The 22,641-nt window shown below is 27.2% G+C and carries 23 protein-coding genes, 2 pseudogenes and 1 riboswitch; of the genes and pseudogenes, 18 read left to right on the top strand and 7 right to left on the bottom strand.

Annotated elements, in window-relative coordinates; genetic code table 4:
- Nucleotides 1–13 precede the first annotated feature (13 nt).
- From pstB to hpt, 7 genes are all read right to left on the bottom strand, one after another.
- On the bottom strand, nucleotides 14–823 hold the full coding sequence (gene pstB / locus AAHM76_RS07700) for a phosphate ABC transporter ATP-binding protein PstB (RefSeq protein ID WP_342256037.1): 810 nt from the start codon (nucleotides 821–823) through the stop codon (nucleotides 14–16).
- Nucleotides 823–2,913, bottom strand: a complete 2,091-nt coding sequence (gene pstA, locus AAHM76_RS07695; RefSeq protein WP_342256036.1) for a phosphate ABC transporter permease PstA — start codon at nucleotides 2,911–2,913, stop codon at nucleotides 823–825. Before pstA ends, pstB begins: the two co-directional genes overlap by 1 nt.
- Before the next feature lie 2 nt (nucleotides 2,914–2,915).
- Entirely contained in the window at nucleotides 2,916–4,238 is a 1,323-nt protein-coding gene (ptsS, locus tag AAHM76_RS07690) for a phosphate ABC transporter substrate-binding protein (protein WP_342256035.1), read from the bottom strand.
- 89 nt (nucleotides 4,239–4,327) lie between these two features.
- Nucleotides 4,328–7,294 carry a chromosome segregation protein SMC gene (locus tag AAHM76_RS07685; RefSeq protein ID WP_342256034.1) on the bottom strand — a complete coding sequence of 989 codons (2,967 nt, stop codon included), beginning with the start codon at nucleotides 7,292–7,294 and terminating at the stop codon, nucleotides 4,328–4,330.
- 166 nt (nucleotides 7,295–7,460) lie between these two features.
- Nucleotides 7,461–8,897 (bottom strand): uracil-xanthine permease family protein, encoded by a 1,437-nt coding sequence (locus tag AAHM76_RS07680; RefSeq protein WP_342256033.1) that lies wholly within the window; start codon nucleotides 8,895–8,897, stop codon nucleotides 7,461–7,463.
- Nucleotides 8,898–9,151: 254 nt separating this feature from the next.
- A complete protein-coding gene (gene guaA / locus AAHM76_RS07675) occupies nucleotides 9,152–10,690 on the bottom strand; it encodes a glutamine-hydrolyzing GMP synthase (protein WP_342256032.1) in 1,539 nt (512 codons plus the stop codon).
- Complete coding sequence (gene hpt / locus AAHM76_RS07670; protein WP_342256031.1) at nucleotides 10,691–11,215, bottom strand: hypoxanthine phosphoribosyltransferase; 525 nt, start codon at nucleotides 11,213–11,215, stop codon at nucleotides 10,691–10,693. It lies immediately after the preceding gene.
- A 106-nt stretch (nucleotides 11,216–11,321) separates the two neighbouring features.
- Nucleotides 11,322–11,418: riboswitch (purine riboswitch) on the bottom strand.
- Between the two features lie 241 nt (nucleotides 11,419–11,659).
- Here hpt and AAHM76_RS08750 point away from each other — a divergent pair.
- From AAHM76_RS08750 to AAHM76_RS07590, 18 genes and pseudogenes are all read left to right on the top strand, one after another.
- Nucleotides 11,660–11,956 carry an IS1/IS1595 family N-terminal zinc-binding domain-containing protein gene (locus AAHM76_RS08750; protein WP_425289493.1) on the top strand — a complete coding sequence of 99 codons (297 nt, stop codon included), beginning with the start codon at nucleotides 11,660–11,662 and terminating at the stop codon, nucleotides 11,954–11,956.
- 74 nt (nucleotides 11,957–12,030) lie between these two features.
- Nucleotides 12,031–13,142 (top strand): IS3 family transposase gene (locus AAHM76_RS07665; RefSeq protein ID WP_342256030.1). Its coding sequence is split into 2 segments (ribosomal slippage): nucleotides 12,031–12,274 and nucleotides 12,274–13,142, totalling 1,113 coding nucleotides; the frame shifts between segments, so codons are not numbered across the junction.
- Nucleotides 13,139–13,930 carry an IS3 family transposase gene (locus tag AAHM76_RS07660; protein ID WP_342256871.1) on the top strand — a complete coding sequence of 264 codons (792 nt, stop codon included), beginning with the start codon at nucleotides 13,139–13,141 and terminating at the stop codon, nucleotides 13,928–13,930. Before AAHM76_RS07665 ends, AAHM76_RS07660 begins: the two co-directional genes overlap by 4 nt.
- A gap of 208 nt (nucleotides 13,931–14,138) precedes the next feature.
- Entirely contained in the window at nucleotides 14,139–15,506 is a 1,368-nt protein-coding gene (asnS, locus tag AAHM76_RS07655) for an asparagine--tRNA ligase (protein ID WP_342256029.1), read from the top strand.
- A 119-nt stretch (nucleotides 15,507–15,625) separates the two neighbouring features.
- Nucleotides 15,626–15,910 carry a transposase gene (locus tag AAHM76_RS07650; RefSeq protein WP_342256028.1) on the top strand — a complete coding sequence of 95 codons (285 nt, stop codon included), beginning with the start codon at nucleotides 15,626–15,628 and terminating at the stop codon, nucleotides 15,908–15,910.
- 200 nt (nucleotides 15,911–16,110) lie between these two features.
- On the top strand, nucleotides 16,111–16,371 hold the full coding sequence (locus AAHM76_RS07645) for a hypothetical protein (RefSeq protein WP_342256027.1): 261 nt from the start codon (nucleotides 16,111–16,113) through the stop codon (nucleotides 16,369–16,371).
- On the top strand, nucleotides 16,331–16,735 hold the full coding sequence (locus AAHM76_RS07640) for an IS3 family transposase (protein WP_342256026.1): 405 nt from the start codon (nucleotides 16,331–16,333) through the stop codon (nucleotides 16,733–16,735). The genes AAHM76_RS07645 and AAHM76_RS07640 overlap by 41 nt, the downstream gene beginning before the upstream one ends.
- Nucleotides 16,736–16,981: 246 nt before the next feature.
- Nucleotides 16,982–17,353 carry a 30S ribosomal protein S16 gene (gene rpsP, locus AAHM76_RS07635; RefSeq protein ID WP_342256025.1) on the top strand — a complete coding sequence of 124 codons (372 nt, stop codon included), beginning with the start codon at nucleotides 16,982–16,984 and terminating at the stop codon, nucleotides 17,351–17,353.
- Nucleotides 17,354–17,368: 15 nt separating this feature from the next.
- On the top strand, nucleotides 17,369–17,620 hold the full coding sequence (locus AAHM76_RS07630; protein ID WP_342256024.1) for a hypothetical protein: 252 nt from the start codon (nucleotides 17,369–17,371) through the stop codon (nucleotides 17,618–17,620).
- Nucleotides 17,621–18,112 carry a 16S rRNA processing protein RimM gene (locus AAHM76_RS07625; RefSeq protein WP_342256023.1) on the top strand — a complete coding sequence of 164 codons (492 nt, stop codon included), beginning with the start codon at nucleotides 17,621–17,623 and terminating at the stop codon, nucleotides 18,110–18,112.
- 1 nt (nucleotide 18,113) lies between these two features.
- Nucleotides 18,114–18,917: a tRNA (guanosine(37)-N1)-methyltransferase TrmD gene (gene trmD, locus AAHM76_RS07620; RefSeq protein WP_342256022.1), complete on the top strand. Its 804-nt coding sequence runs from the start codon at nucleotides 18,114–18,116 to the stop codon at nucleotides 18,915–18,917.
- Complete coding sequence (gene rplS, locus AAHM76_RS07615) at nucleotides 18,871–19,227, top strand: 50S ribosomal protein L19 (protein WP_425289430.1); 357 nt, start codon at nucleotides 18,871–18,873, stop codon at nucleotides 19,225–19,227. Before trmD ends, rplS begins: the two co-directional genes overlap by 47 nt.
- A 56-nt stretch (nucleotides 19,228–19,283) precedes the next feature.
- Nucleotides 19,284–19,580 (top strand): transposase, encoded by a 297-nt coding sequence (locus AAHM76_RS07610; RefSeq protein WP_342256021.1) that lies wholly within the window; start codon nucleotides 19,284–19,286, stop codon nucleotides 19,578–19,580.
- A pseudogene (locus AAHM76_RS08745) lies at nucleotides 19,547–19,819 on the top strand (hypothetical protein); the annotation flags it as partial. The gene AAHM76_RS07610 and the pseudogene AAHM76_RS08745, both read left to right, overlap by 34 nt.
- A gap of 60 nt (nucleotides 19,820–19,879) precedes the next feature.
- Nucleotides 19,880–20,350: a DDE-type integrase/transposase/recombinase gene (locus AAHM76_RS07605; protein ID WP_342256020.1), complete on the top strand. Its 471-nt coding sequence runs from the start codon at nucleotides 19,880–19,882 to the stop codon at nucleotides 20,348–20,350.
- A 74-nt stretch (nucleotides 20,351–20,424) separates the two neighbouring features.
- Nucleotides 20,425–21,536: pseudogene (locus tag AAHM76_RS07600) on the top strand (IS3 family transposase).
- A 371-nt stretch (nucleotides 21,537–21,907) separates the two neighbouring features.
- Entirely contained in the window at nucleotides 21,908–22,042 is a 135-nt protein-coding gene (locus tag AAHM76_RS07595) for a hypothetical protein (protein ID WP_342256019.1), read from the top strand.
- 121 nt (nucleotides 22,043–22,163) lie between these two features.
- Nucleotides 22,164–22,391, top strand: coding sequence for a hypothetical protein (locus AAHM76_RS07590; RefSeq protein ID WP_342256018.1), 228 nt, complete (start codon nucleotides 22,164–22,166; stop codon nucleotides 22,389–22,391).
- Nucleotides 22,392–22,641 lie beyond the last annotated feature (250 nt).

The following is a 22,641-nucleotide window of genomic DNA, read 5'->3' as shown; positions in this document are numbered from 1 at the left end:
TCCCCCCCTTTCGTTATTCAAAACGCCCAGTAATATAATCTTCTGTTTTTTTATTAGCAGGACGAGAGAAAATAATCTTAGTTTTATTATATTCAATTAATTTCCCTTTTGCAAAAAAAGCGGTATAATCAGCAACTCGTGCGGCTTGTTGCATATGGTGGGTTACTAAAACAATTGTAAAATCTTTTTTTAGTTGGGTAATTAATTCCTCAATTTTTGATGTTGAAATTGGATCTAAAGCACTAGTTGGTTCATCCATTAATAAAATTTTAGGTTTCATCGCAATTGCCCGAGCAATACATAAACGTTGTTGTTGTCCCCCTGATAATGCAAAAGCAGAATCTCGTAAATTATCTTTTACTTCATCTCATAATGCCGCTCGTTTTAAACTTTCAACAACAATACTATTAACTAATTTTCGATCACGAACCCCTTGATTCCGTGGTCCATAAGCAACATTATCATAAATTGACATTGGAAATGGTGAAGGTTTTTGAAATACCATCCCAATGTCTGTTCGTAATTTAACAATATCTGTTTCAGGACTATAAATATCCTTCCCATTAATTAAAATTTCACCTTTAAAAACTGACTTTGGCTCAACATCATTCATTCGATTAAATAAACGCAGTAATGTTGATTTTCCTGATCCTGAGGAACCAATAAAAGCAGTAACAGTATGTTCTTTAATTTTCATTGAAATATTAAAAAGAGCCCGTTTGTTTCCTTTATAAAAAAAGTCAACATTTTTTACTTTAATTAAATCTGGATTATTATCTGATGAATCAAATGTTGGATTATTAATAATTACTTTTGGATCCATTATTTTTCTTCCTTCTTCTTCATATTATTTTCTTCATGGCGTTGTTTTTTCTTTGGCACAAATTTTTTTCAAAAATTATTAAAACTTTGTTTTTGATGAAGATAATTTTCTTTTGAAAAGAAAAATTTTAAGTTATTAATTTGATTTTTTCACTTCGCTCCAAATCCAATATTAACATAATTTGGTACAAATTTCTTTCCTAAAATATGGGCCAAACTATTCGATAACCAAATTAAAACCATAATCGCAAAAGCTAATTCAAACATAATCCGCATTGCTCCTGATGTTGCTCCTTCTTTTGAGAGCATTAGAATTTGCGTTGTCATACTTGCCCCTGGTGACATAAATCCAGCAATTGGTAACCGTACCGCGGTTCCTAATGTTAAATAAACTGGCGCTGATTCACCAATAACACGTCCAATTGCTAAAATAATTGCAGTAATAATACCTGGCATCGCATTTGGTAAAACAACTTTCAGTGTTGTTGATGTTTTGTTAGCTCCTAATGCTAATGATGCATGTCGCAATGAGTTTTCAACACCTGATAAAGCATCCTCAATACTACGAATCATAATTAGTAAAATAACAATTGTTAATGTTAAACCAGAACTTAAAATTGATAATGGTAAACGACAAACACCAATAAAGAAAGCTAATCCAAAAGTTCCATAAATAATACTTGGTGTTGATAATAAAACATCAATTGCAAAACGCACCACTTTTGCAAAAATGCTATTTGGACGGGAATATTCATTTAAATAAATGGCAACCATTAATGATAATGGTATCGCAAAAATTATTGAACAAATGACTAATAACAGAGTAACTAAAAATGTTGAAAGAATTCCTGCTCCGCCATCAAAGGTTGACGTTGAAATTAGATCACTTCATACCATTCCAAATAATCCTTTTCAAATAATTGTAGCTAAAATAACTAATGTAAACGATACAACAATTACAGTTGAAGAGATTAAAAAGAACATTCCAATTCCATCTTTAAACTTTTTCAAACCTCTTGTTTTTTCAATATGTTCATAAAATAATTTATTAATTTTATTAGCATTATATGATTTACTTAATCGTAAACCTTTTGTTGTTTTACGAGCATGATAGTTTCGTTTTCGTTTATGAAATGCTTGTGATGAAATAATAAAAATATTAATAATACAGACGATAATAAATAATACTAGTCCAATTGCATATAATGCCGATTCATGCATTGGCCCTGAATTTTCCAACATTTCTAATCCAATTGTTGATGCTAAAGTTGCTATTGATGAAAAAATAAAATTAATAAAACCATTCCCAAGTTTTAAACAATCTGGTGCGTTTCCAGCAATCATCATCACCGCCATTGTTTCTCCAATAATCCGTGCAACTCCCATCATAATAGCAGTAATAATTTTAAATCAAGCTGAACGTAAAACAATACGATAAGTTGTATGGGTTTTACTTAATCCTAATGCTAATGAACCAAAGCGATATGAATCAGGAACATTTTCTAAAGCATTGATTGATAATGAAATCATAATTGGCAAACCCATAAAAGCTAAAGTAATTGATGTTACTAATAAGTTTGAGGTTGAAGGAGCGCCCATTAACATGAAAAGCGGTCCTAAAATTGCTAAAGCAAATAATCCAAAAACAACAGATGGAATTCCAGCTAGCAATTGGATAATACCAATCACTTTACGTTTAATCCTTGGACTTAAATATTCTGAAATATATAATGATGAAAAAGTAGTTAACGGAATTGCAAATAGTAAAGCAATTAATAAGACAAAAAATGTTGCAATAATAATTCGTCAAATACCAAATTGACTATTATTAGCATTTCAAGTATTGCCCGATAAAAAGCCCCAAAAACCACCAGGATAATGCTGGAAAAAATAAATTGATTTATAAATAATAAAACCAACTAGAGTTAATAAAATTAAAATTGTTAAAATCGCAAAACAATAAATAATAATTTTTGAAGTAAAATCAATAATTTGTTTTCGCCCACGAAAATTATTTGTAAAACAAATTTTTCATAATGCCATTTTTTGGGAAAACGGTTGTTTTTCTTTCGTGACTTCTTTCTTCGCCATAGTTAATTCTCCATTCCGTTATATTCATATTCAGAATATGCTTGATATTTTTCGGGAAATTTTTTCACAATAATATCTCAAATACTTTGATAATCTGATTTAAAATTTCAAGCTACTTCTTCATTTTCAGTTGTCTTTCCACTTTTTGCAAAAGTTGTATTATTATTATACTTTCGGAAGAAAAAGTAATCAATTGATAATGGCTCTTCGCCTTCTTCCATGTATCAATATGCAGCATCATGTGGACTTAACTTAAAATTTGGATCATAATAAGGATTATCTTTCCCATTTCGTATTTTTGGTTTTGTTTTTGAATATGGTAATGGATCTAACATTCACGCAATAAAAGGTAAGGCATTATTAAATTGTTTTCCTTGATAATTAATAATTCCAGTAAAGGGTCTTGTTAAAGAATAAGCTGGATTAAATTCATAATTATTATCAATAACTTTATATGGTAACTCTGGTTCTGCACTTCCTTCACTAATAACACTAGCAATTGCTTTTGCCCCTAAATATTCATTGCTAATAATTCTTTTAATATATGAAAAAGAAATATAACCAATTGACCCAGGAGTAGTTGAAATTGATTGATACATTGAACCATTTGATGAAGCTACTTGATTTGTTTCATATTTTTCGCTTTTAATTACTGCTGATTCAAAAAAATATCTTGTCCCACTTCCAGACTCACGTGTTAAAGTATAAAATTTATTGCTACCACTACTACAAACTAATTGCGAGCCAAAAGCTTGTTGTCAAGTAAAATTTAGATTAGTATAAATCTTACGAATTAATTTAGTTCCTTCTCCACCAAAAAAACTTTTAAATTGTAACCAATCTTGGTGTGGATTAATTTGACAACCATTTGGCAAATGATATACCAAGATAATATAATCACGAGCAAAAACAAAACGACCAGTATGATAATCTGCTCATAGTTGCTGAGCATTAGAACTATTATCTCCTGTTTTAGGTGTTGAATTAACATCTTTTGATAAAAAACCAAAAGCATAACTACCATTTTTTACACCAACTAAGGCAGCAGCACTTCCTAATGAATTATATAAAATATCTTCTTTGTTATCACGTTTATATTGTTCTGTAATATTTGCCATTACTTGGGCAACTGATGTACTCCCTCCAGCAACAATTACATTACTCGCCGATGCAATTGTTCAAATAATAATTGATATTACTAATGCCAAAGCAGAACCAACTAAAGTAAACATTTTATGATGGCTAATCTCTCCTACTACATTCTTAAGAAAATGTTTTTTGTCTTTCTTTTCCTTAACAGCCTTAGTAGATTCGTTTGGCTTCATTCGTTAAGTTTCCTCCCCTTTATATGGTTTTATTTCTTTAAAACTTATTTATACTAATTGTATCAAAAAAATAAAAAATCATAAATAATTTATGCTTTTTTATTTTCAAGTTTATTCTCAAATTCTTTAATCATTTCAGCAGCTTGTTGTAATTTAATTCCAACAATTTTTGTAACTCCTTTTTGTTGCATTGTTGCCCCATATAATACATCACAATGTTCCATTGTTCCAACGCGATGGGTAACAACAATAAATTGAGTGGTTTCAACAAAACTACGAATATACTTAGCAAATCGCTCAACATTTGCTGGGTCTAATGGTGATTCTGCTTCATCTAAAATTACTAATGGAATTGGTCGGACTTTTAAAATCGCAAAAAGAACTGATAAAGCAACCAATGATTTTTCTCCTCCAGATAATAAATTTAAATTAGTAATATTTTTCCCTGGTGGTGATACTTTAATATCAACCCCTGTTTCTAATAAATTTTCTGGTTCAGTATAAATAATTCTTGCTGAACCACCCCCAAATAATACTTCAAAAGTTGATGGCAAATTCTCATTCACCTCTTTAATTGTTTTATCAAATTGTTCTTCCATAATACTATCCATTTCATCAATTGACTTTAACAAGTTTTTAACCGAATCATTTGCATCGTTATATTCATTATTCATAAATTGAAAACGAGCATTTTCCTCTTTATATTCTTCAATTGCTTCTAAATTAACATTTCCAATTTGAGATACGTCACTTCGTAACTGTTTAATTTCATCACGAATTAAATCTTCATTATCAATTACCTTTAATTCCAATGTCTTAGCATGGTCATATGTCATTTGATATTCTTCTGTTAGTCTTGTTATATTTTGCTGAATTTTAACATTAATAATCGATAAATCAGTATTCATTTTGCTAATTTGTTCTTGCAAAGCTGAAATATAATATCGTTTTTCTCCAATTTGATTATTAAGCTCATTGATTACTAATGACTGCTTATCTTTCAAACTGCGGGCAACATTTAATTGTTGTTCAATTTTTGTTTTTAAAAGTTCTTTTTGTTTAATTTGATCCGTAATATTAAGCACTGCTTCATTTTCAACTATTTTTGTTTCATCAATATTTTTTGATGTTAGTAACTGATATTCATTTTGCAACTTTGTTTGGTCATACATAATAATTTCAATTTGTCGTTTTCCTGCCCCAATTGAAGCTTGATTTTCAGCAATAACTTCATTAATTTCATCTAATTGTCGTCGAAGCATATTTAATTGTTTTAAGATATGATGATGTTCTTCAGTTTGCATTGCTAATTTTTCATTAAGAACTCTTAATTCCTTTTCTGGATTAATAATGGCCATTCGTGTTCGCCGCGAACCCCCTGTAACAGCTCCCTGCGGGCGAACGATTTCTCCATCTAATGTAACAATGTTATAACGATATTCTGTTAATTTTCCAATTTCTTGTGCACTATCAAAATCAGCACAAATCAAATAACGACTTAGTAAGTAATCAACTGCAATTCGAAATTCTTTTTTTACTTTAACTAAATTATTTCCTAATCCTAAATATCCTTGTACTGATTTAATTACAAATTCTTCATCACTGTTAAGATAGCGTGGCAAAATTACATCTAACGGAATAAATGTTGCTCGCCCAGCACGGTTTTTTTTTAAATATGAAATTGCTCGTTTTGCACTATCAACATTTTTAACTAAAATATCTTGTAAACGCCCACTTAAAGCAGTCACAATTGCTTGCTCATATTTTTCATCAACATTAATAATATCTTGAACTAATCCGATAATTCCAGGCAAAACATTTTTATTATTAATAATATTTTTAACACCTTCATGTAAATTATCCTGATTTTCAAAGTTATGTTGTGCACGTTCTAATTCACTTTCTAAACGAATAATTGTTTTATTAATTGCTCCTAATTGCTCATTTAACCCAGCTTGCTTTGTATTAAAAGCTTCACGTTGAGCACGATATTCTTGTTGTTGTGTTTCTAATGTTGCCAATTTTTCACGTTCATTTTGTAAGTTAACAGTTAGTTCATTATAATCATTAACCATATTAGTAATAGTAATATCATTATTAGACATTTTTAAAGCTGATTCTTTATTATCTAATTCAATTTTGTGTACTTTTAAATCACTAATTTCTAAAACTAAACTTTGAAATTCTTTAGTTAAAACATTAATTTTACTATCCAAATTAAAGTTTTCTTTGTTTAATTCATTATATTCAATTTCTTTATTTTTTAATTCTCGATCAGCATCTTGTTTTGTACTAATAATTTTTTTCTGCTGTGAACGTAATTCTAATAATTTGTCATTAAAAAAAGTAATATCTTTTACTAAAACAGCTAATTCAATTTGATTTAATTTATCTTTTAATGTTGTATATTTGATTGCTTTTTCACTTTGCCGTTTCAAACTTGGTAATTTACGATCAATTTCATTTAAAATATCTTTTAAACGTGCTAAATTCTCATTTGAACGATCCAATTTTTTTAAAACTTCTAATTTACGGCGTTTATATTTTGCAACCCCAGCAGCTTCTTCAAATAAAGCACGTCGTTCTAATGGTTTTGCTTCTGCAAAAGCATTAATATTTCCTTGTGAAATAATTGCTAATGATGACTTTGTTAAACCACTATCCATTGCAAAATCCTGAATGTCTTTTAAACGAACTCGTTGTTTATTAATAAAATATTCATTTTCACCAGTTCCTCGAAAAACACGACGAATAATTTCAATTTCATCATAGTCCATTGCAAAAATCCGGTTTGTATTATCAAAAATTAGTTTAACTTCTGCCATATTTAATGCTGGTTTTGTTTCTGACCCATTAAAAATAAAATCTTCACTATTATTCCCGCGAAGTGATTTAATTGATTGTTCACCTAAACATCAACGAATTGCATCATTAATATTTGATTTTCCGCTCCCATTTGGTCCTACAATTCCTATCATTTCATGATCAAAATTGACTGTTAATGGATCGGCAAATGATTTAAAACCAAATGCCTCTAATTTTTTTAAAAATAACACTACTCATCACTTCCTTAAATCACAAAATTAACAAACCAAATTATTCTTTAATAATTAATAATTATTCTATAAAAGTTTATTATTTGCAACTAAAATTAATAAAAACATCAAAATAAAGTTTCCTAATGAAAAAATGAGAGTAAGATCTATTCTTATTTTGTTCTCATTATATGCACTTATTTTTTTCTCTTTTTTTCTCTTTTTTGTTTTTTTGTGTTTTAATAAATAACTTTAATTTTTTTCATCATTGAAAACCATTATTTTGATGATCTGGTAACAATAAATTTAAGAAAATTCCAGCAAATGCTTCTAGTGCAACACCTGTAAATTGTAAATTACCAGTCCCTAAATTAAAATTAAAAATCGCCCCTCCTAAGCCTAACACTAACATAATTGCTGTTACAAAAACATTTTTCATATTTGTATAATCAATTTGATTATTAATTAACACTCGAATTCCGTTTGTAGCAATTAAACCAAACATAATCATACTAATCCCACCCATTACTGGTGCTGGCGACATTTGTACTAATTGATTCACTGGAGTAATAAATGATAATCCAATTGCAAACAAAGCAGCCAATCCTGTTACTCATACCGAAGTAATTCGTGTCATCCAAACTACTGAAGCATTTTCACTATATGTTGTATTTGCTGGTCCACCAACTAAACCATCAAAAATAATTGAAACTCCATCAGCAATTAATGTTCGATGCATTCCGGGGTCTTTAACAAAATTTTTTCCTGTCATTTGACCCATACTAATATGATCACCAATATGTTCAGCAATGGCAATAATTGCCAAGGGACTAATTGCTAAAATAGCTGGCCCAATATTACTTGCTTTTAAATCTCAATTTTTTTTAAACGATGGATATCATTGTCATTGACTTGGGCCAGTAATTTTTGATGTATCTAAAATTTGATATTCTGTTCCAATTGCGAAATGAAGAATTACACATAATAAATATCCTGCGACAACACCAATAATTACTGGAACTACCTTAGCAAATCCTTTACATTTTAAAGCGATAATTGCTGTTACTAAAAAGGCAAAAATAGCAATCCCAATCCAATGTGAATAAGGTTGCTTTCAAGCAGTTGGATTAAAACCAGCATTATTAATTGCACTTGGGGCAACAGACATTCCAATAATAATAATTAATGGTCCAACAATTACTGCTGGTAAAATTCGTTCTAAAAATTTATTACCAATAAAATATGCTAATACTCCAAAAGTGATATAAATAACACCAACCATCATTACGGCAATAAAAACTGCATTGCCATATAAAGGATAACACACACCCATTGCTCCCATATATGCAAACGAACTCCCCAAATACATTGGTACTTTTGCAGCGGTAATTGCAATATAAATTAATGTTCCAACCCCCGAACAGAACAAGGCCATTGCAATGTTCATAACTTCAACTCTAGCTGTTTGATTAATAATTAATGGTACTAACACCGTTGAACAAAACATAGCAAAAACATGCTGTAATGCTAAAATTGATCATTGAAAAAAGATTTTTGGGAGATCATGCGGCCCTAATAATAATTTAATATTATTTTCAGTTAAAATAGTTTGTTCTTTTTCCATTATTTTTCCTACTTCTTTTTTAAAATTGCATAAAAAAACTAGTTTGTAAATTATTACTAACTAGTAAATTTCATTATTAACATTAATTATTGTTTTATTTTGTAGAATATTAAAAATATCAAAAAGAATCTTCTTTTTTTGTAAAAAAAATTCAAATTCTTTCATCAAACCAATTTGCATTTTGTACTTCAACATTCCTGCAAATAATAATAACATTTTTTAACATTAATGTAAAGAATTTATTAATATTTTTTTTATTCCCATTCAATTGTTCCTGGCGGTTTTGATGTAATATCATAAGTAATTCGATTAATTCCATGAACTTCGCTTACAATTCGAGCTGATACTTTTTCCAATAATTCAAATGGCAACCGACTTCAATTTGCTGTCATAAAATCAGTTGTATCAACACTGCGCACGACAGCAGTGTATCCATATGTTCGTACATCGCCCATTACACCAACTGACTGGACAGGTAATAAAACAACAAATGCTTGTGCAACTTGATCATATAAATTTGCCTGATATAATTCATCAATAAAAATTTGATCAGCCGCTTGTAATAAAGCTACTTTCTCTGCGGTAATTTCACCAATAATACGGACTGCTAACCCCGGCCCTGGGAACGGATGCTTATACACAAATTTAGAATCGATGCCTAATGCATCGCCAGTTCGGCGAACTTCATCTTTAAATAATTCACGTAATGGTTCAATTAATTGAAATGGTAAATCCTTTGGTAACCCCCCAACATTATGATGAGATTTAATTGTGGCAGATGGTCCTTTCACTGAGACAGATTCAATCACATCTGGATAAATTGTTCCTTGTCCTAATCATTTAACATTTTGAATTTTTATTGCTTCTTCATTAAAAATTTCAATAAATAAATTCCCAATAATTTTTCGCTTTTCTTCTGGATTAGTAACTCCCTTTAAGCCAGTTAAAAATCTTTCTTGAGCATTAATTTTAATAATATTTAATTTAAATTTTTCTTGAAATTTTTGTAAATCATTTCATCCACTATCTTGTCGTAATAATCCGGTGTCAACAAAAATACATGTTAATTGTTTTCCAATTGCTTTATGTAATAAAACTGCACAAACACTAGAATCAACGCCACCTGATAATGCTAAAACAACATTATCAGTTTCAACTTTAGTCTTAATCTCGGTTGTTGCTGCTGAAATAAAATCTGTAATTTTTCATTTTGGTTCGCAACCACAAATGTTAAAAACAAAATTACTTAATAATTGTTGGCCAATTAAAGTGTGGGTTACTTCCGGATGAAATTGTAAACCATAAATTTTCTTTTCTGAATGTTTAATTGCACTAATTGAATTTTCACTATGAGCAATTTGAATAAAATCTGTTGGCATTCCTTCAATATGATCAGCATGACTCATTCACACTTGTGATTTAACAGGGATGTTCGCAAACAAATCTTCTTGATTATCAATAATTAATTCTGAAAAACCAAATTCTTGTTTTGTTGCTCGTTGTACTGTCCCTCCATGTAAATTACTTATTAATTGCATTCCATAACAAATTCCTAAAACAGGAACTTTTAATTCAAACAATTGTTTATCAATTAAAAATGCATCTTCTGCATAAACAGAAGCAGGCCCACCTGATAAAATAATTCCTTTCATTGGTGTTGTTTTAATTTTTTCTAATGCTGTATTATATGGTCATACTTCACAATATACTTCTAAGTCACGAATCCGACGGGCAATTAATTGAGTATATTGTGACCCAAAATCTAAAATAATAATTTTATTTGTTGTTTTCATTTATTCACCTCTCCATATATATACATTCGGTAATTGTCGAAATTGGTCATTATAATCAAAACCATAACCAACAATAAACTCATTTGGAACAGTAAATAGTGCATCATAGGGATAATTAAAATTTGGATGCATAGCAAGTTTATCTGCTAAGCAAACTACTCGTAAACTATTTGGTTTTTTTGCTTGAATTTGTTCAATGACAGCCGATAATGTTTTACCAGTATCAATCAAATCTTCAATTAATAAAACATCTTGTCCAGTAATATCTTTTGAAATATCCTTATGAATAGTAATTTTATTTGTTGACTGAGTTCCAATATAACTTGAAATACTCATTGTATCAATCACAATTTGAACTTTAAGTTGTTTTAACAAATCACTCATAAAAAATAATGCTCCATTTAGTAAACCAATACAATATAACGTTTTCCCCGCGTATAATTTATTTAATTTTTCCGCATAATCCTTAATTTTATCTTGAATTTTATCCTCTGATAGATATAATTCTAATTTGTCTATTTTCACAATTGTTATTCTCCTTTACAAAATAAAAAAATAAAAGCATAAACTATCATTGCTAATATGCGAAATAGGTTATGCAAATTATTTTTGTTAAATTTACGAAAATAAAACAAAAAAAATTATGCTTTATAGTATCTTAATGACGGTAAGATGTAGAAACATTAGTCCATAATACTAACATATATCAGCATTTTATTTTTTTATCACACGTTAACTATAACTTATTCTTAAGATTAATGCAAGATAATTTATAAAACTTTAATTAGGTAATTTAATTAAATAATTATAAATTTCAATCATCATATTATAAGATTATTTTTATGCGAAAAGAGTTTAAAATAATTCTTTAATTTTGTAGAAAACTCTTGATATTTATGAAATATACCTAAAATTAGGTATATTTTTAATATAAGATGTAAATAATTAATGGAAAAAATAATTGAATAATTAATAAATAGTTTAACAGATGATCAATTTTTAGAATTTCATGAAAAAGTCAAAAAAGAAGCAGAATTAATTAAAAAACAAAAACGCTTAAATGAAATTGATCAAAAATTTAGGGATAAAGGTATTAAATGTCCTAATTGTCAATCTTTTTATTGTGTTAAAAATGGTCATAATCCTGAAGGAAAACAAAAATATTTATGTAAAAAATGTCGTGCTAGTTTTGATGCTTTTCGTGATCATTTTACGTATTGAAGTCATTTAAATTATGAACAGTGAAATTTATTGATTTCTGGATAGGCTACAATTATTAGGACCATAATTATATAGACTTCAAAATTAGATAAAATTATTAAGAAAGAAGGAATATAAAAATGGGAAATAAAACTTCATACTCTGAAGAATTTAAAAAACAAATTGTCATGCTATATAAAAATGGTAAAAGTGTTATTAATCTAGGGCAAGAATATAATTTACCAAAACCAACTATTTATAGTTGAGTTAAAAATTATAATAATTCTGGTTCATTTAAAGCAAAAGACAATCGCACACTAGAAGAAAATGAAATAATAACTTTACGAAAAGAACTTAAAGACTTGAAAATGGAAAATGACATTTTAAAGCAAGCCGCACTGATAATGGCCAAAAAATAACAATAATTAATAACAACAAAACAAAATATTCAGTAAGAAAAATATGTAAGATTTTGGGTTTATCAAAATCAACGTATTATTATCAAACTAATAAATGTATTAACAAGCAAGTTAATAATTATGAACAAGAAATTATCAGTGCTTTTAATAAAAGTCGCAAAATTTATGGGGCTCGCAAAATTAAAGTTATTTTAAACAGAAAAGATATCATCTTATCGCGGCGAAAAATCAGATTCTTTATGATCAAAAATAATTTGGTTTCTAAATACACCAAATTAAAATATCATAATCATAAAACAACAGTCAATAATGACCAAATTAATAATATTTTAAATCGTCAATTTAACAACAAAAAACCTAATGAAGTTATTGTTAGTGATTTAACATATGTTCAAGTTGGCGCTAAATGACATTATATTTGTTTATTAATTGACTTGTTTAATCGTGAAATAATTGGTTATAGTGCTGGGCCGAATAAAACAGCCGAACTTGTCCAACAAGCTTTTCATAAAATAACACGACCATTAAATCAAATAACTCTATTTCATACTGATCGTGGTAATGAGTTTAAAAATAAAATCATTGATGAAATTTTAATAACTTTTAATATTAAAAGATCATTAAGCAATAAAGGCTGCCCTTATGATAGTGCTGTGGATGAAACAACTTACAAAACTTTTAAAACTGAATTTATTAAGGGTAAAAAATTTAAAAATTTAACACAACTAAAATACGAACTTTTTGATTTTGTGCATTTATATAACAATATTCGAATTCATGGCAGTTTAAATTATTTATCTCCAGTTACTTTTAGAAAACAAATGTATATATAAAAAGTGTCCTAAAAAGTGTTGCCATTCCATATTATTATCAAACTAATAAATGTATTAACAAGCAAGTTAATAATTATGAACAAGAAATTATCAGTGCTTTTAATAAAAGTCGCAAAATTTATGGGGCTCGCAAAATTAAAGTTATTTTAAACAGAAAAGATATCATCTTATCGCGGCGAAAAATAAGATTATTTATGATCAAAAATAATTTGGTTTCTAAATACACCAAATTAAAATATCATAATCATAAAACAACAGTCAATAATGACCAAATTAATAATATTTTAAATCGTCAATTTAACAACAAAAAACCTAATGAAGTTATTGTTAGTGATTTAACATATGTTAAAGTTGGCGCTAAATGACATTATATTTGTTTATTAATTGACTTGTTTAATCGTGAAATAATTGGTTATAGTGCTGGGTCGAATAAAACAGCCGAACTGGTCCAACAAGCTTTTCATAAAATAACACGACCATTAAATCAAATAACTCTATTTCATACTGATCGTGGTAATGAGTTTAAAAATAAAATCATTGATGAAATTTTAATAACTTTTAATATTAAAAGATCATTAAGCAATAAAGGCTGCCCTTATGATAATGCTGTGGCTGAAACAACTTACAAAACTTTTAAAACTGAATTTATTAAGGGTAAAAAATTTAAAAATTTAACACAATTAAAATACGAACTTTTTGATTTTGTGCATTGATATAACAATATTCGAATTCATGGCAGTTTAAATTATTTATCTCCAGTTACTTTTAGAAAACAAATGTCTATATAAAAAGTGCCCTAAAAAGTGTTGCCATTCCAATGCAAAATTCATAATTTTATAGATTATTTTTTCAACTAAAAATTATATTTTTAAAAGAAGTTGAATTTTTTATAAATTTTGTTATCATTTAGTTATAAGCGAAACCTAATTTGTTTCTAATTATTTAATTTTATTAAAAACCTAAGAATAATGAATACTACCAGAAAGGAGAAAAAAAATGACAACAGTTTTAGAGCTATACCAAGATCAAGTTAAAGATCAAAGTGAAGTTACAATTTTGGGGTGAGTTCGTTCTAATCGCAGTAGTGGTAAAATAGGTTTTTTAGTTATGAATGATGGAACAGTTTTTAATAATGTGCAAATTGTTTATAAAGCGGAGCAACTTGCTAATTTTTTAGCAATTAGTAGTTTACGAATTTCATCAGCAATTAAAGTAGTTGGAAAGTTTTGTGTAACACCACCCGCCAAACAACCGTTTGAAATTCAAGCATCCGTAATTGAAATTTTTGATGAGGCAAGTGAAGATTATCCATTACAAAAAAAAGAGCATTCTTATGAATATTTACGTGAAATTGCTCATTTACGTGCAAAAACAAACACTTTTAATGCGGTGTTCCGAATTCGTAGTAGTAGTTCTTTTGCAATTCATGAATTTTTTAATAAAAATAATTTTATTTATGTTCATACACCAATCATTACCGGAAATGATGCTGAAGGTGCTGGCGAATCATTTATTGTAACAACAAGAACTGATAACAATTATAATGAAGATTTTTTTGGGAAAAAAGCTAGTTTAACTGTTTCGGGTCAACTTCATGCTGAAGGATTTGCACAAGCTTTTCGAAATGTTTATACTTTTGGTCCAACATTTCGTGCTGAAAATTCTAATACAACAAGACATGCTGCTGAATTTTGAATGATTGAGCCTGAAATTGCTTTTATTGACCTGGAAGAAAATATGACATTAATTGAAAAAATGATTAAGCATATTATTAATTATTTATTTGTTAACAACAGTCATGAACTTGACTTTTTAAATAGTAATGTTGATGATAAATTATTAGAAAGATTAAAAAGTGTTTTAAATGATGAATTTGTTCATTTATCATATACAAAAGCAATTGAAATTTTGCAGAAAGCTGTTACAAAAGGTCAAAAATTTGAAAATACAGATATTTTTTGAGGAATGGATTTGCAAACTGAGCATGAAAGATATTTATGTGAAATAGAAACAAAAAAACCAACCTTTTTATTTAATTATCCAAAAGAAATTAAAGCATTTTATATGAAAATTAATGATGACAATAAAACAGTTGCTGCGTGTGATTTACTAGTGCCAGGAATTTGAGAATTAGTTGGCGGTAGTGTTCGTGAAAATGATTATGATAAAATTGTTAGTCGTTGTAATGAACTAAAAATTCCAACGACAGATTTACAATGATATATTGATTTACGAAAATATGGCTATTATAAAAGTGCGGGTTTTGGATTAGGATTTGAACGTTTTATTATGTATGTGACAGGAATGACAAATATTCGTGATGTGATTCCATTTCCGCGTACGCCACGAAACTTATTATTTTAATTTGATGCATATAAAAATTTTCTTTAATTTTGTAGAAAAATCTTGGATGGGTTAAGATAAATTGGACAACAATAATGTAGAGTAAATATTTATAATTAAACTACAATGGAGGTGTAATTATGGCAAAGAATCATTATACTGATGAATTTAAGCAACAAATTGTTGGTATTTACAAAATGGGTCAAACTCCTGAACAATTAGTCAATGATTATCAAATTGGTAAATCTACTGTTTGGAAATGAGCTCACCAATTTAGCAACTCGGGCTCATTTAAAGCTAAAGACAATAGAACGCCAGAAGAAAACGAATTAATTCAATTACGTAAAAAAGTTAAACAATTAGAAATGGAAAATGACATTTTAAAGCAAGCAACACTGATAATCGCCAAAAATAGCAATCATTAAAAATAACAAAGCAAAATATCCAATTATTAATTTATGTAAAACATTGAAATTTGCTAGATCAACATATTACTATCAATTAAAAGCAAATAATCCCAAGAATACTCAAAACATTGATAATGCTGTTATCAGTATTTTTCTAAAAAAGTCGTAAAAATTATGGAACACGCAAAATTAAAGTTATATTAGCTCAGCAAAATATCATGTTATCTCGTGTAAAAATCAGCAACATAATGAAAAAATATAACTTAATTTCAAATTATACAAAAATAAAATACAAACATTCAAATACAACTGATGTTACATATAAATATAACAATTTGTTAAATCAAGATTTTGATAGTTATAAACTACATGAAGTTGTTGTCAGTGATTTAACCTATTTTTTTATTAGTAACAAATGATATTATGTCTGTTTCTTGGTTGATTTATTTAATCGAGAAATTTATTGGTTATGATGTTAGTTTACACAAAAATGCCAAATTAGTTGAAAGCAGCTTTAATAAACTTCAATTTTCATTAAGCAATATTAAAATATTTCACACTGATCAAGGCAGTGAATTCAATAATAATCTTATTTATAACCTGTTAGTTAAAAATGGGATTCAAAAATCTTACAGTAAACCAGGTTGTCCTTATGACAATGCTGTTGCGGAATCAACATACAAAATTTTTAAAACTGAATTTATTAAAAATAATAAATTTAAAAACGTTGAGCAGTTTAAATTAGAATTATTTGATTGCATTAATTGATACAATAATATTCGAATTCATAGCAAACTAAATTATTTAACACCAGTGCAATACAGAAATTATTATTCTACATAAAATTTGTCCAAAAAACCCTTGCCATTCCAAGTGGAAAAGGGATGACATTGCATAAAAAAGATGTTTTTATTCCACAATCAGTGTTAAATGTTTTTAAAAATGATTTTTCTGAAGAAGTAAAATATGATTAGCGAAAAATAAAGTGTTAAGTTAAAAAACTTGACTCTTTTTTAATTTCAGGTATTATATAAAGGATGTTAAGTTTTATAGTTTAACATGAACGCAGAATTAGAAAGGAAATTATTAATGGTAAAATTACGTTTAAAAAGAATAGGGAAAAAGAAAGCAGCATTCTACCGAATTGTTGCAATAGATGCTCGTGTCAAACGTGATGGAGAATATATTGAGTTAATTGGAACATATAATCCTATTAATGGTGATGTGAAAATTAATCATGATCTTGCTTACAAATGATTATTAACAGGAGCACAACCAACTGATACTGTTCGTAATTTGTTAAGTAAAGAAGGTTTAATGACTAAATTGCATAATGAAAAATATGCTGTTAAAACAACAAAGAGCACAAAAGAAAAGGCAGAAACACAGATAAAAAACAAAGGTAACAAAGAATCCCAAAGGCAAAGACAACAACAGATGCCAAAAAATAGTTGTAATTAAGTGTGGTGTTAATTAATGTATATTACTGAACTTAAAAATTTAATTAATCCGCTAATTTGTCAGAATGATAATGAATTATATTATGAAATTCGCCAAATGCCATCAACAAAAGTAGGAGAAATTAATTTATTAGTAATGTGTAGTGAAGAAGTGCTAGGGTATGTTGATGGTAAAGCAGGAATAATTGCTAATATCTTAAGAACTTTATTAAATATTAGAGCACATGTTGACCAAAATAAAGTTAATATTAAGTTTGATGTTTTATAGATGGAAGCTTTATTAAAAATTTTTAAGCTTAAAAAGCCCCATGCAATTAAAGGCGAAATTAAAGCAACTTTATTAATAAACATTAAAAATATAAATAAATTGCTTAATAAATTAATGTTTATTCAAGTTCAAATGATGTATACGCAAGTAACATTAATTAAAATTACTGCTACTAAGCAAGATTATATTTTAAAGTTTAAAGAGTTTACTAATATTAATGAGGTAATATCTTTTAAAGAATGCTATTTATTTGCTCAAAAAGCAGATTTGAATTACACAGAAGTTATTAATCGAGAAAATTTAATTAATTTTACAGTCTTTCATAATCAAAAAAAAATTGGGATTTTAGTAAATCAATTTGAAACTAAAGCACATCTTGTTTTTGAAATTAAAACAACAGATGTTACATTAATGATGATTCCAAATGTTGATTCATATGTTGAACAAGTTGATCTTCAACAACAAGAAATTATTTTAAAAAAGGTGATTTAAAATGAAAAAGTTTACAGTATTAACTTTATTTCCAGAAATGTTCAATAATTTTATGACAACATCAATTATTAAAAAAGCACTTTATGAAAAATTAATTGCAATTAAAATTGTTGATATTCGTGATTATAGCATTGGCAAACATCATCAAGTTGATGATTACCAATATGGTGGTGGTGAAGGAATGGTTTTAATGATTGAACCATTAGTGGCGGCGATTAAAGCTCACCAAACAAAAGACAGTGTAACAATTTTGTTAACACCACAAGGCAAGCAATATGTTCAAGAACAAGTGCAACAATTTGCGACAAATGATAATGATTTAATTTTAGTTTGTGGGCATTATGAAGGCTTTGATGAAAGAGTTTTATATTATATTGATTATGAATTATCAATTGGTGATTATATTTTAACTGGTGGTGAATTAGCTAGTATGGTTGTAATTGATAGTGTTACTCGTTTATGTGAAAATGTAATTAATACACAATCACATCTCAATGATTCTTTTTCTAACAATCTATTAGATTATCCTGTTTATACAAAACCAGTTGAATATGATGGACATTATGTTCCTGAAGTTTTATTAAGTGGTCATCATCAGAAAATTTCCCAATGACGAGAATATGAAGCATTAAAAAAAACTTGATTAAAACGTCTCGATCTTTTAGAAAAAAAAAATTTAACCACAGAACAACAAATATTATTAGAAAAAATTAAAAACGAAAAAAGGTTTAACTACCGCAGAAAGGAAAAAAACAGTTATGAAGATGAATTTAACAGAAGAAATTACAAAAGATCAACTTCGTAGTGATTTGCCACAATTTTCTTCAGGAGATACAATTAAAGTACATTATAAAATCCAGGAAGGAAATAAGTTTAGAATTCAAGCTTTTGAAGGAGTAGTAATTAAGTTACAAGGTAGCGGAATTGCGGAATCAGTTACAATTCGCAAAATTAGTAATGGAGCTGGCGTTGAAAGAAAATTCCCTTTACATTCGCCATTAATTGATAAGATTGAAATTGTAAAATATGGAAGAGTTCGTCGTGCTAGAATTTATTACATGCGTAATAGAACTGGTAAAGATGCTCGAATTAAAGAGATTATTAAAACAAAATAACCCTAAAAGACTGATAAAGACTGCACCCCAAAAAGTAAGTAAAATAAAAAAAGATTTTGTTAAATTTTTATAAGGGGTGCATTTTTATATGGCAAAAAAAAGGACAAAAATATAACAAATATACATCAGAATTTAGAACAAAAATCATTGAGGAAATTAAACAAAAAAGTTGTTGAATAGTAGCAAAACAATATAATATAAATGCAAATACAGTAGAATCTTGATGAACAAATCATAAAAAAGAAAAATTAAACAATCCTAAAGGACCTAAAATTTCTTTTGGCAAAAGAAATTTAGAATATTATAAAACAAGGTATGAATTATTAAAAAAGCTCCATGACTTTTACAATTAAGCAAACTAAGAATAGTCTCTTTTATTAAACAAAATTGTCGTGAATATTCAATAAAATTATTACTAGAAGTAACAGGGTTAAAACGTAGTTATTGAAATAAATATAAAAATTATGACAGTAGCAAAAAAGATAAAAAAGCAATAAATGATATTGTAAAAGTCTATGAAGAAAATTTAAAACAATTTGGTTATCGAAGAATTACTAAATATTTAAAAGAAGATTATGGTATAAAATATAATTCAAAAAAAGTTTTAAGAATTATTCGTGATAATCAAATACAACCTAAATATGTAAGAAAAATGAGAAGAAAAATAAAGTATAAACAGAATAAAGAAAAAAGCTTATTGCAATATCCTGATTTAATTAAACGTAAATTCAATGATATAAAAACAAGGTTTTCAGTACTATATACTGATGTAACATATTTAATTTGAAAAGGAGAAAGATATTATCAATCAACAATTATTGATGGATATACTAAAGAAATAGTTGATGTAAAGTGATCTAAATATAATGACAATAAATTAGTAATGGATAATTTAAATGATGCAATTAATAAAATAAAATTAATAAAAAAAGATCTGAATGGAATAATAATTCACTCAGATCACGGATATCAATATACATCCACTATTTATCACGATAAATGTTTATCTAACGGTATTATAATTTCAATGGGGAAAAAATACCACTGTGCAGATAATATTGTTATAGAAAGTTTTCATTCATTACTTAAGAAAGCTACAATCCATAATAAAATATATGGATAGGCTACAATTATTAGGACCATAATTATATAGACTTCAAAATTAGATAAAATTATTAAGAAAGAAGGAATATAAAAATGGGAAATAAAACTTCATACTCTGAAGAATTTAAAAAACAAATTGTCATGCTATATAAAAATGGTAAAAGTGTTATTAATATAGGGCAAGAATATAATTTACCAAAACCAACTATTTATAGTTGAGTTAAAAATTATAATAATTCTGGTTCATTTAAAGCAAAAGACAATCGCACACTAGAAGAAAATGAAATAATAACTTTACGAAAAGAACTTAAAGACTTGAAAATGGAAAATGACATTTTAAAGCAAGCCGCACTGATAATGGCCAAAAAATAACAATAATTAATAACAACAAAACAAAATATTCAGTAAGAAAAATATGTAAGATTTTGGGTTTATCAAAATCAACGTATTATTATCAAACTAATAAATGTATTAACAAGCAAGTTAATAATTATTAACAAGAAATTATCAGTGCCTTTAATAAAAGTCGCAAAATTTATGGGGCTCGCAAAATTAAAGTTATTTTAAACAGAAAAGATATCATCTTATCGCGGCGAAAAATCAGATTCTTTATGATCAAAAATAATTTGGTTTCTAAATACACCAAATTAAAATATCATAATCATAAAACAACAGTCAATAATGACCAAATTAATAATATTTTAAATCGTCAATTTAACAACAAAAAACCTAATGAAGTTATTGTTAGTGATTTAACATATGTTCAAGTTGGCGCTAAATGACATTATATTTGTTTATTAATTGACTTGTTTAATCGTGAAATAATTGGTTATAGTGCTGGGCCGAATAAAACAGCCGAACTGGTCCAGCAAGATTTTCATAAAATAACACGACCATTAAATCAAATAACTCTATTTCATACTGATCGTGGTAATGAGTTTAAAAATAAAATCATTGATGAAATTTTAATAACTTTTAATATTAAAAGATCATTAAGCAATAAAGGCCGCCCTTATGATAATGCTGTGGCTGAAACAACTTACAAAACTTTTAAAACTGAATTTATTAAGGGTAAAAAATTTAAAAATTTAACACAATTAAAATACGAACTTTTTGATTTTGTGCATTGATATAACAATATTCGAATTCATGGCAGTTTAAATTATTTATCTCCAGTTACTTTTAGAAAACAAATGTCTATATAAAAAGTGTCCTAAAAAGTGTTGCCATTCCAATATAATTCACATGAAGAATATATACAAGATGTTATAAAATGAAATACATGATATTCAAATCGTAAAGAAAAAGATATAATTAAAAAATAGTAAATACTTTTTATTAGTACTTACTAAAATGGGCGCACTATAATAAAGTCTTTTTAATTTGTATTAAAATAATAACACAAGGAGGAAACACAATTATGTGTGATAAGAAATTTTCAATTCCCAAAGAATTTATTAAAAATAATAAGATGGTTTATAAATTTGTTGAAACAGCTGATGTTATTATTTAAGTAGTTGATGCAAGAATTGCACATTCTGGTGCTAATCTTTTAAATTATGTGAAATTAAATGATGTGAAAAGAATAATTTTATTTTCAAACATACAAAAAGCTGATGTTGAACAAACAAAAAAATGAATGGAATATTATCATAGCCAAGAAATTTATTGTCAAATGTTATTATGTCATGAAGAGCAAACTAGTAAATAATATCAGCGGTGTTTAACCAATTTTAAGAAACTTTTAAAAAAGTATGCTAATAAGAAAATATTAATTATTAGTTTACCAGATAGTAATAAAGAACTTTTATTAGAAAAAATATTTGATAATAATGAATCATTTGAAAAAAGTAAGAGGAATATTTTTTACCCGTGAAAAAATTTATCGTTATAATAATGTTGAATTTATTGACACAGTACCAATTACGGGGATTAATTTTTCTCAACCAAATGTTTATTGAAATACAGAAATTTTAGGACTTTTTAAAATAGAAGATAATACGGAAATAGTAGCAATTAAAGCATTCCAATTATTATTAACAAAATATCAAAAAAAATAGAAACATCATATAGTGTTCGAATTCAACCAAAATCATCAGTAAAACAAATTGTTAAAGAATTTATTAAATTAATGACACAACAAACTTATCTTTACCCGACAGTGAAACAACCGATAATTTATTTCTGTGTGCTAAATTTTTATAAGATATTAAAAAAGGGAAGAAAATTCCCGCAATTTCATTGGAATGAGTTGAAGATTATGTTAAATAATTTTTATTTAAAATGATAAAAATTTTAAAAAAAAAATTA

This window comes from Spiroplasma endosymbiont of Poecilobothrus nobilitatus, from assembly GCF_964030655.1.
Classification (GTDB): domain Bacteria; phylum Bacillota_I; class Bacilli_A; order Mycoplasmatales; family Mycoplasmataceae; genus Spiroplasma.
The sequence above is the reverse complement of the archived record's forward strand: the minus strand, read 5'-3'. Positions and strand labels throughout refer to the sequence as shown.